Genomic DNA, 8920 nt, shown 5'->3' on the forward strand with positions numbered 1-8920 from the left:
GCCTCTTCATGGAGTCTGGAAGGCCGCCGTGAGTCGATTCAACCTGCGATGCCGAGTCATTCGTGATGCCACCGCTAGTAATGGACACCGTTCAAAGTTCGTCGATGCAACTTTCAGCCCGGCGTTCTATGCTCGAAAAGGTTAGGATAAGTAAATGCTCGATGACGCAACCGAAACGCACGAAACGCTCGTGGCATTGACCGCCGATATTGTCTCCGCTCACGTTTCGAACAACTCGGTTCCTCTCGACGGAATGCCCCAACTCATCAGTTCCGTCTACGATGCCTTGAGCTCCGCAGGCACCGAAGAGCAAACTCCCAAACCGCAAGATCCGGCTGTCCCGATCAAACGATCTGTCAAACCCGACTACATAATTTGTCTTGAGGACGGGAAGAAGCTCAAGATGCTCAAACGGTATCTGCGCACTAACTTCAACATGACCCCCGAGGAATATCGCGCGAAGTGGAAACTGCCAGCTGACTATCCCATGGTGGCGCCAAATTACGCTGAGAAACGGCGGGACCTGGCTAAGAAAATCGGTCTCGGCCGCAAGCCCGTCAAGGAGCGAGCGCGGCGTAGAAGCAAATAGCGCCTCGCTCTTCGCCGCTATGCACTGGATCGATCGCAAAGCAACGCCGCGAGAAGCTATCGGAATCTGGATTGAAGCTGCGATCGTCGGAACCTTCGTGTTCGGATCTTGGCTTGGACTGCTTGTCGCAGCCGGCTCCTGTGTAATCTCTTTGTTCTGAAGGGCAGGGTGCGTTGCCACGCACAATGCTTGTGCACCGCCTTAGGGCGGCTTTCGTTGTTTGGGGCCAGCCCCATCGTCAGACAAGGGCCAGGCCGTCTCGGCTACGCCTCGCTTGGTGAACGCGACGGCATCCCCAACAACGGTCACAACCTTGCGGCTGCGCTGCGTTGCCGGGTGATCCCCCACCGTCGCGATCAGCCCTGATTGTCCTCCTCAAACCCCGGCTTCGCCAGCGGGCAGAAGTCGATGGACGCCATCGCCTTCGGCTCCATCAGGGAAAAAAGGAGACCCTAAATGACTATCAATACAGTAAAACTCTCACAGCTTGCGCTCTCAAAGTTGAACGTGCGCAATGTAAAACCAACGCAGATCGAGACGCTCGCGGAAGATATTGCCGCGCACGGCATCATCCAGTCGCTGGGGGTCTACGAAGAAGACGGGATTTACCTCGTTTTTGCAGGGGGCCGACGGTTCAGCGCGCTGACCCATCTCGAAAGAGAGGGGACGATTGATGGCGACTACGAAGTGCCGATCATCGTTCGCAGCAAGGCCGAAGCGGTCGAGCTATCAGCAGCCGAAAACCTCCAACGCGAAGACATGCACACCGCTGACCGGATCAAAGCGTTTGGCGCACTGCATGGGGAAGGAAACACACAAAGCGAGATTGCCGCGCGGTTCGGCTACTCGGAAGGACATGTGGCACGGCTTTTGAAGCTAAGCAGTCTGTCACCATCGCTGTTGCAGGCAATGGCGAAGGACGAGCTATCGCTGGAATCAGCCAAAGAGCTTGTCTTGGCAAGCAACCAGAAGACGCAGCGCGAAGTGTTCGCGCAATGCGGAAACAGCCCTTACCAAATTCGTCGGATGATTGGGGAAGGGAAGGTGTCCACCACAGATCGACTGTTCGTATTTGTCGGGCGCGAAGCCTATGAAGCGGAAGGTGGGACGATCACCATTGACCTGTTCAGCCAAGGCGATGAAGGTTTTGCAGACGATGGCGGACTGGTCGAAACACTCGCATCACGAAAGCTCGATGAGGTAGCAGAAGGGCTCAAAGAACAGGGTTGGCACACCGTTCGCCCCTGTCTGGAACAGCCGGACGATTACTACAACCTGCGCAGCATCTATGCCGAAGAACGTGACCTCACCACCGAAGAAGACGAAGAGTTGGCCAAGCTCGAAGACCAGCTTGAAGCCGCCGAGGCATCAGAGAACGAGGACCAATGGGACGAACTGGACGCCAAGCGTAAAGCTATCCTTGATGGCGCAAAGAGCTGGACCGAGGACCAGCGCCAAATCGGCGGGGTAATCGTGACGGTTTCCTACCAAGGCGAGCTTGAATTGCGGCATTATCAGGCCGTAAAGGTGAACGACAAAAGCGGGAAGCCGGAAACACCACCGGAGTTTGCGGCAAAGCTTGAGCAGGAGATGCACAGTCTTCGTAGCCTTGCACTTCAAGATGCTCTTGCGGCCAATCCTGACCTCGCATTGACCTTCCTACTGGATACTCTGGCGGGCAAGGTGCTGCACAGCGAGTTTGCGACAGCAAGCGCTGTAGGGGTGGAGGCGCGGATTGCGCGCTTTGCGATCAGCGATGATCTTCACCACGAGACAATCGGCACGACAGCAGAAACGATTGCCGACCAATATGCCGAGCTTGAGCGGGAAGATCGCTTCGAGACGATTGCGGCCATGAGCAGCGAAGACAAGCTTGCTCTCTTGGCCAAATGTGTTGCGGTCACAGCCACGTTTGATGCCTGCTATCGCGGCGCGTTTGAAAGCGCGATGCAGAGCGCCGATGTCGATATGTCAAAGGTTTGGCGTGTGACGGTTCCATTCTGTGATCGACTGACCAAAAAGCAGATGCTCACCATCATGGAAGAGGAATGCGGTGCCGAAGCGGTCGCCAACTGCAAGAACCTCAAAAAGGGCGATCTTTCGACCGAATTGGCCGAACGTCTCCCACAAGGATGGCTTCCCAAGCCCATGCGCGGGGTGACTCCTTCCCCGCAAGCCGATGACGAAGAAACGTCGCAAGCTGCATGAGCAAAGTGCCAGCGGGACCGCTCGGTTCCGCTGGCATTCGCCACCGGATTAGGGTAAAGAAATGACCATCGAATACGATGATTTCGCAAGGGTTTTTACGAGGCTGGCCATTGCATTGGTCAGCCCAAATAGCGGGGGAGGGGAGTGCGATGAATAGCTACACAACCGATGCCGCGAGAAGGGCAACCGAAAAGCTTGGCGGTCGCTGGTATGGCTCTTACGGGATGGCCAAATGCCCCGCGCATGAGGACAGCAAACCTTCTCTCTCGATTCAGCCAGGTGAAAAGGTTGTTCTCTACAAATGCCATGCAGGATGCTCGAAAGAAGCCGTGTTGAGCGCCCTCGGAGGCCACGGGGTCCAGCGGGAGCGCCACGGCGGCAGCGATACGCCGCCAGCGCATCTCAAAGCGCCTTCCAACCGGTTAAGACTGGCTCTCAACATCTGGGATCAAAGTCACAGCGTCAACGGGACACCCGCAGGCGCCTATCTCGATAGACGCGGCATATTCGGCAACGGCAATGTTCGGTTTCACCCCAACTCAAAGACCAAGGAAGAGATCGACGGCGAGCTGAAGATGCTCACTTTCCCGGCGCTCGTAATCCCGCTTCACTCCGACAAAGGATTTGTCGGCATTCAACGCGTCTTCCTAACGCCCGATGGCGAGAAAGCTGACTTACCCAACCCGAAAAAAGGGCTTGGCGACCTTGGGGGAGGGGCGACGCGGCTCGGCCTAAAACCCAAAGATAGGCTCAACCTCGCCGAGGGATTTGAGGATGCGCAAAGCGTCATCCAGAAATTCGGATTGCCCCATTGTTGGTCGGTTGCTGGCAAAGAAAGGTATGGCCGGGTCGATATTCCCGCGAGCGTTAAGCACGTCGTGATTTATTCCCAGCATGGTGAAGACGCCAGCGATGCTATTGAACGTGCTCACCCGCATCTCACCGAAGGTGGTCGCACGCTCGACATCGAGTTGCCGCCACCCGGAGGCGACTGGAACGATGCTTTGATGGCCGAACTCGCTTAAGGTCATCGCCATCATGTTTGCCGCTTTCTTGCTCGCCACAGCCACCATTGTCCCTGCCGGGGAATCGTTCCAATGTGTCCCCACCAAAGTGTGGGATGCAGACGGGCCAATTTGGTGCAGCAATGGCGTTCGCATACGCCTTGCAGGCATTGCCGCCAGAGAGATCGACGAGACGTGCAGGCGCGGCCACCCTTGCCCAGAGGCAAGCGGGATCGAGGCGCGAGACTATCTCATCAGTCTTTTGGGAACGCGGGGGAGGGCGACCCCTCATGGTCATATCACCGTTTCCGCTTCCGCCACGCTCTCTTGCACATCCACGGGCAACGCAGATGGAAGCCGCACGGGCGCATGGTGCTATTCGCCCATCGCTGGCGACCTATCTTGCGCCATGGTGCGGAGCGGCTACGCCGCGCGCTGGGATCGTTATTGGGGATCGCATCGATGCTGAAAAACATTGTTGTCGCCGACGAGCTGGACGAATTGGTCGAGCGCTGCGCAATGGCGCATCATCCTCACCGTCAGAGCATGAAGCGTGCTTTAGAGGACGTTCGCGCCGCGCTACTGGCGGCAGGCGCAAACGTCGGAGCACTTGAGAGCTTTGATGCACGTCATCGCGCCCGCCTACCAATAATGATCGGTCAAAATTTCAGTGCGGGCGGGTCTGCGTTCTGATTGGTGGCGCGCTTCGTGTGTGCTACGTTCTCACACACGCGGACAGCAGGAGAAACGGCCAATGACTAAGACCGGCCGGATCATGACCATGAGAGCGAGGGTTAGGGAAGCGCACGGAAACCACAAACGCTTGTATGGCGCTTATTTTGCATTCTTCCTAATCGGACTCGGGATAAGCGTCTTTGAATTTCCGGAAGCCGACGCAGAATCCAAAGCCGCACTTGAGGCCGAGTTAGAGGTTGATGAAGATCGACCAATGTTCGGTATCAAAGTGCCCGGGTGGAGCCGATAACACACGCTGCAAAGCTAGCGCCTACCGGCCTGGAATCTATGTTCAGAATTTCCGCGCGGGCGGGTCTGCGAGCTGACACGTCCCGATTAGCTCTTCAAATGTCTTAATGGTCACCGAAACAGCGAGATCAAGCCTGCTGATGCGCCATACCATGCGCTGCTGCTCAATTGTAAATTGAGCCTCCTCAGGCGTCAGATTTAAGCGCGCCGCGAAGCGTGAGCCACCATATCTAACGTGAGCGATCATACGCTCATCATCGATGACGACAGAAACGGGAAGGTCTGGGCGCTCGCTAAACTGACAACGGAGGAAAGTCTCCTTGGCAGCGACTGGCGATGCAAGAAGGACAAAAGGCAAAGCAACTGCGACCGATTTCATAGGTTCTCCTACGCGTAAAGCTACTCGATAAGCGAGCTCAGAGCAGGAATCGAGGGACGAAGACGAGCGACCATAGCAATGCAGGGAGTATGGCGACGGTCGCGAGACCAAGAGCCCAAAGGCGGGCTTCAGCAGACTTTGTCCGTGCCAAACGGAATGCAATCGACGACGATTCCCATAGATTCCAGAGCACAGCTCCGATTGTCACCAAATGTCCTATAGAGAGCAGATCAGAACCGGCGAAACGATAGGTCAGACCGATCATTACCAGGCATACAACAGCAGGGGCGATCATGAGGATGAATCCATGACCAACGTCAGTTTTGGTTTCCGCCTCTGTCACAATTGCGCTCCCTTAGAGTTCACGTTCAATGGTCCGCCCCGGAATGAGAATACCCCGATGACAATGACCGACGCGATCAACATCACCGTCACTACTTCAGACGCAATATGCTCGAAGGAATTGGCCCATTTGATCGACACAAGAACGAACTCTGCCATCACGACTCTCCTTTGCCCGACAAGCTAGATATGAAGCTTCCAAAGATACTACTCATCGGAGCCGCGCTAGCGCGCAATATCGCGTCGCCATTTTTAGCGATTTTCAGGGTAGGAAGCTCTATGGGACCGGTTTCGCAGCGCCTCGCCTGAGTGTGCCTCGGTTCCGCCTGTGCCTCGCTCAGCTTAAGGTGAGTATGCCACGGGTCCACCTGCGCCTCACTCGGTCGAACCGAGGCACGATCACTCAGGCTGGAATGTATTCCTCACCGAGAGCGCTTTTTCAGACGAAATACCTTGTTACCGCGAGACCATCAATCTTAGGCTTGCCGCCTTTCCTGCAGGGTGGGAGCGAATGGAGCCTGTTGACGAACAATACGCGGACAAACGCCACGACTTACTCGCGGATCATTGGAGCGTGCTCAAACTGGACACTAGGTCGAAGGGCGTGCTTGAAAAGATGAGTGACACAAGATTTGCCAGCGCCCTAACGGTGGAGGACATCGACCGAATGAGTGATGCAGCATTACGGATTACCCCTCGCGCTGGAGAGAAAACTGTAGCGAAGATCCGGCGAGCAGTTGAAACACATCTTGCCACAGGAAATATGACGCTCTCTCCGGCACCAAAAGCTGCGTCGAACGACGATAAGTCTACCCAACGCGCATTACAAAACGAGCTCGTGCAGCTTCTCACAGCGGCGATCAAGCGAGAAACCAACTACCAGCAGGGCCTTGTTAAACAGTTGGGCCACTTAAGCGACGTTCAGCAGGTGTATGTGAAGAAGATCGAGCACCAATTGTCTGTGCTCCACGCTCTACTCGCCCGTTTTGAGGTAAAAGCACAAAGCATCGACGCGCTCTTCGAGCAATCGCAGCCGATGACCGCCGAGCTAAAGGACACCATCCTATCGCAAGCGCGTCGAGCCGAACGCACTAAGCTCTACGTGGTGCTGCCTCTCGGAATAATCGTAGGCTGTCTAATTACCGCCGCTTTGGTATTCGCTGGCGTGTGTTAGGAATCGAGCTGACTATGAAGCCTTTGCGCGACGCTATCGACATCTACGGAAAACCCGTCGACCGAGACACGAGGCGCGCTCGCCTTCTCGCAGCAAGAAGGCGAACAGTGGGTGGCATAAATCGAACCGGTATCCTTAGCGGTCACTGGGATGATGGTTCGGTGGTCGGTCAGTTTCGGGGAGGGAAGGGGACTTTCCTGGCCTCAACCGACAACGATAGCGACGAATAGCGAAACCAATCCTGATCGAGCATACACTAACCCTCCACCTACTCATTCCTCACTTCCACGTGGCCTGTGTGGCTTCGAAAAGTTCGTTGATATCGTGAACGCATTGGCGGCGCTGCGCGGCCAAGAGCCTTGGAAATACGAAGAGCGATCAGCGATTAACACAGCCCACGAGCTGGGCGTTGACGCCGTCCTTGACGGACGCACCTATTATAGCTCGCCTCGCTATATCGTCGTTGTAGGAAACCGCTCGGACAACGTTTGGTCCGGCCCTGGCGATGCACCAGGGCTCTCTGACCATCCTATTCTTGATCCCGGTGGCAATGCTGGTGGATTTAATCTGCCTTTTGATCTGGAGACTAATCCGGCTGAAGGGACCGTTGAGGTTTCCGCAGAAGTGGATGATGGGCTCAGTGTATCTGGAGAAATCGACCTTGACGGCTTTAGCTTGGAAAATGTGGAACTTTCGTTCGCCAAAGACGGTAACACCTTTAGTGTGAATTTGGATGTCAGCAGCCTTAATTTTGGCTTCGACACCCAATTTGATTTGGGTGGTGGAATTATGCTGTCCGCATCCCTACTGCTCAATAACGATGGAACATTTGACAATCCTAAGGTCATATTCACAGTTCAGTTTTGATTGAGCTAGAACGAGGACAATGATGACATCTAATTTTCGATCTCTCGTTCGTTTTTTTATCGCCTGCGCAGTCTTAACTGCGCAGGCGACTTTACCTTTGCAAAACGCGAGAGCGACGGCGCAGCATGTTTTTGAGGCTGAAGAGCGAGAGCGGCTAACTTTCGAGCTCGAATTCAAACAAAAGAGCGGACAAATCTCATCAGCAGTGTTTGATGATAGCGAAGGTGTAATAACCTTCCAAATGCTGCTCAATGGTCGCGAAGTGTGGGCTTTGCTTGACACAGGGTCGCAGGCGACCTTCGTTGACGTTGGGTTCGCTAGAGAGCTGAATTTGCGCGTCGAAGAAATGTCCAGTAAAATACGAACCAGAAAACGTGAACTGCCCCGAAGCAAGATAGAAGGCGTGGAGCTCGAAGTTGTAGGTCAATTTGTCGTTCCTTCTGCGATACTAAACGGCACCGACCTTTCAGGGATCTCCCAAGCATTAGGTAAAGACATCAAGATTATCCTCGGGCGGGAGCTAATCAATGCATTTGCCTTTTATCTCGACACGAGAGCCAAGAGAATTGTTTTTCTGCCATCGGGCGCGATGAAGTTGAGAGACGAGCAGGTCACGCGTCTTCCGATGGCTGATGGGCTTTTAGAAGGGGCAATCAATGGAGTTCCAGCCCTTTTCTCTGTCGATCTTGGGGCTACTGGCGCTTTACAAATCCGGCGTGGTGTCTGGGACCGCTACATCAGCAATGATGCCTTGTTAGGTGTAGTTCCAAGCACCGACCTTTCCGGAGAGAGCTTTGACTCCATCTTCACACAAGGTGTGACGATTGATATTGGCCCGCTCCGTTCGCGGTTCGCGGCCAAACAAGTTCGCGACTTACATGACAATTTCGAGGGTTACATTGGGTATCGATACTTTTCGGGCCGAAGGGTCTTATTCGATTACCCAGCCGGAGAAGTTTTGATTTTCAAGGATACGAGAGAGCAATAGGCGCACAGTTTGATCGCTGACCGTAAGCTTGTCATTGCTATAACTCTCGCTTTTTAGCACGTCCGATACGAAGACGATACGAAGACGATACGAAGACGATACGGAGGGTAACACCCCCATGAGATCGAACAGCGCGTGATTTCGCTCCAAAGTTCCACGGCACTCGATTTTGGGTAGCGGGGTCAAAGTGTGAGTAAGTCATTGTCATTCTCCTGGGCCGGAATGGCCTTGGAGAGTGTCCGCTTTCGGGAACTAAGCTCTCGGATCGCTATGTCTTGGACTGGGGCGCAAAGCAGCCGGTCGCAAATGAGTGCTTCTTTACCTTCCAACGCAGAAATCCGACCACTCGCGCATCAGCTCGCGTCGTTTGTCCAGGTAGTTGGTG

The 8920-nt window shown here is 54.7% G+C and carries 12 protein-coding genes; 10 read left to right on the plus strand and 2 right to left on the minus strand.

Annotated elements, in window-relative coordinates:
• Nucleotides 1–154: 154 nt before the first annotated feature.
• The 6 genes from Q0778_RS16170 (at nucleotide 155) to Q0778_RS16195 (ending at nucleotide 4786) form a co-directional block, all read left to right on the plus strand.
• Complete coding sequence (locus tag Q0778_RS16170; RefSeq protein ID WP_298337761.1) at nucleotides 155–589, plus strand: MucR family transcriptional regulator; 435 nt, start codon at nucleotides 155–157, stop codon at nucleotides 587–589.
• Nucleotides 590–1045: 456 nt separating this feature from the next.
• On the plus strand, nucleotides 1046–2797 hold the full coding sequence (locus tag Q0778_RS16175; protein ID WP_298337763.1) for a ParB/RepB/Spo0J family partition protein: 1752 nt from the start codon (nucleotides 1046–1048) through the stop codon (nucleotides 2795–2797).
• A gap of 149 nt (nucleotides 2798–2946) precedes the next feature.
• Complete coding sequence (locus Q0778_RS16180; RefSeq protein ID WP_298337766.1) at nucleotides 2947–3822, plus strand: toprim domain-containing protein; 876 nt, start codon at nucleotides 2947–2949, stop codon at nucleotides 3820–3822.
• A 10-nt stretch (nucleotides 3823–3832) separates the two neighbouring features.
• Complete coding sequence (locus Q0778_RS16185; RefSeq protein WP_298337788.1) at nucleotides 3833–4270, plus strand: hypothetical protein; 438 nt, start codon at nucleotides 3833–3835, stop codon at nucleotides 4268–4270.
• The gene (locus Q0778_RS16190; protein WP_298337769.1) at nucleotides 4264–4494 is read left to right on the plus strand and encodes a hypothetical protein; all 231 of its coding nucleotides are present in this window, start codon (nucleotides 4264–4266) and stop codon (nucleotides 4492–4494) included. Before Q0778_RS16185 ends, Q0778_RS16190 begins: the two co-directional genes overlap by 7 nt.
• Before the next feature lie 61 nt (nucleotides 4495–4555).
• Complete coding sequence (locus tag Q0778_RS16195) at nucleotides 4556–4786, plus strand: hypothetical protein (RefSeq protein WP_298337772.1); 231 nt, start codon at nucleotides 4556–4558, stop codon at nucleotides 4784–4786.
• Nucleotides 4787–4828: 42 nt separating this feature from the next.
• On the opposite strand, the gene Q0778_RS16200 is transcribed toward Q0778_RS16195, so the two are convergent.
• On the minus strand, nucleotides 4829–5164 hold the full coding sequence (locus Q0778_RS16200) for a hypothetical protein (RefSeq protein WP_298337774.1): 336 nt from the start codon (nucleotides 5162–5164) through the stop codon (nucleotides 4829–4831).
• 339 nt (nucleotides 5165–5503) lie between these two features.
• Nucleotides 5504–5665 carry a hypothetical protein gene (locus Q0778_RS16205; protein WP_298337776.1) on the minus strand — a complete coding sequence of 54 codons (162 nt, stop codon included), beginning with the start codon at nucleotides 5663–5665 and terminating at the stop codon, nucleotides 5504–5506.
• 352 nt (nucleotides 5666–6017) lie between these two features.
• Between Q0778_RS16205 and Q0778_RS16210 the strand changes: the two genes are divergently transcribed.
• The 4 genes from Q0778_RS16210 to Q0778_RS16225 all read left to right on the plus strand — a co-directional run bounded on the left by Q0778_RS16210 (nucleotide 6018) and on the right by Q0778_RS16225 (nucleotide 8535).
• Complete coding sequence (locus Q0778_RS16210) at nucleotides 6018–6680, plus strand: hypothetical protein (RefSeq protein WP_298337777.1); 663 nt, start codon at nucleotides 6018–6020, stop codon at nucleotides 6678–6680.
• Between the two features lie 14 nt (nucleotides 6681–6694).
• Nucleotides 6695–6910, plus strand: coding sequence for a hypothetical protein (locus Q0778_RS16215; RefSeq protein ID WP_298337780.1), 216 nt, complete (start codon nucleotides 6695–6697; stop codon nucleotides 6908–6910).
• 103 nt (nucleotides 6911–7013) lie between these two features.
• Nucleotides 7014–7547 carry a hypothetical protein gene (locus Q0778_RS16220; protein ID WP_298337783.1) on the plus strand — a complete coding sequence of 178 codons (534 nt, stop codon included), beginning with the start codon at nucleotides 7014–7016 and terminating at the stop codon, nucleotides 7545–7547.
• A 19-nt stretch (nucleotides 7548–7566) separates the two neighbouring features.
• Nucleotides 7567–8535 carry an aspartyl protease family protein gene (locus tag Q0778_RS16225; RefSeq protein WP_298337785.1) on the plus strand — a complete coding sequence of 323 codons (969 nt, stop codon included), beginning with the start codon at nucleotides 7567–7569 and terminating at the stop codon, nucleotides 8533–8535.
• Nucleotides 8536–8920: the final 385 nt, after the last annotated feature.

It is taken from the genome of uncultured Erythrobacter sp., from assembly GCF_947502395.1.
Classification (GTDB): Bacteria; Pseudomonadota; Alphaproteobacteria; order Sphingomonadales; family Sphingomonadaceae; genus Erythrobacter.

Coding starts and splice junctions, on each gene's coding strand:
- Q0778_RS16170 (WP_298337761.1), top strand. CDS start 155: ATGCTCGATGACGCAACCGAAACGCACGAAACGCTCGTGGCATTGACC.
- Q0778_RS16175 (WP_298337763.1), top strand. CDS start 1,046: ATGACTATCAATACAGTAAAACTCTCACAGCTTGCGCTCTCAAAGTTG.
- Q0778_RS16180 (WP_298337766.1), top strand. CDS start 2,947: ATGAATAGCTACACAACCGATGCCGCGAGAAGGGCAACCGAAAAGCTT.
- Q0778_RS16190 (WP_298337769.1), top strand. CDS start 4,264: ATGCTGAAAAACATTGTTGTCGCCGACGAGCTGGACGAATTGGTCGAG.
- Q0778_RS16195 (WP_298337772.1), top strand. CDS start 4,556: ATGACTAAGACCGGCCGGATCATGACCATGAGAGCGAGGGTTAGGGAA.
- Q0778_RS16200 (WP_298337774.1), bottom strand. CDS start 5,164: ATGAAATCGGTCGCAGTTGCTTTGCCTTTTGTCCTTCTTGCATCGCCA.
- Q0778_RS16205 (WP_298337776.1), bottom strand. CDS start 5,665: ATGGCAGAGTTCGTTCTTGTGTCGATCAAATGGGCCAATTCCTTCGAG.
- Q0778_RS16210 (WP_298337777.1), top strand. CDS start 6,018: ATGGAGCCTGTTGACGAACAATACGCGGACAAACGCCACGACTTACTC.
- Q0778_RS16215 (WP_298337780.1), top strand. CDS start 6,695: ATGAAGCCTTTGCGCGACGCTATCGACATCTACGGAAAACCCGTCGAC.
- Q0778_RS16225 (WP_298337785.1), top strand. CDS start 7,567: ATGATGACATCTAATTTTCGATCTCTCGTTCGTTTTTTTATCGCCTGC.